Below are 333 nucleotides of genomic sequence, written 5' to 3' on the forward strand. Positions count from 1 at the left end.
TCCCGGACGCGGTGGCGTAACCGAACCCGAACGTCTTGTCCAGGAACGCCCACAGGAACACGAACCCCATCAGCACCCGGGCCGACGCGAACACACAGGCCCGTGCCGTGAGCGCGCCGGCCTCCACCGACCCGGGCGCGGAAACCGCGCCGTCACGACGGAACCACGGCAGACGAAAACCCGAACTACGGTGCGTGGACTGGTGCACGGCCATGACAGCGGCTCCTTCAGAGAAGATCCGGCTGGTGCCTGACACCACTCACTCTCCCGGACCCCACCACCCCGCACCCGACGCCGAAGGGCCACACCCCAGGGCCCCAACAGCCCCAATCC

General features: G+C 68.8%; 1 pseudogene. It reads right to left on the reverse strand.

Going from position 1 to position 333, the window contains the following annotated elements:
- Window positions 1-214: pseudogene (locus EBH09_RS37405) on the reverse strand (hypothetical protein); the annotation flags it as partial.
- Window positions 215-333: the final 119 nt, after the last annotated feature.

The sequence above is a fragment of the Streptomyces sp. E2N166 genome, assembly GCF_003671715.1.
Lineage (GTDB): Bacteria > Actinomycetota > Actinomycetes > Streptomycetales > Streptomycetaceae > Streptomyces > Streptomyces thinghirensis.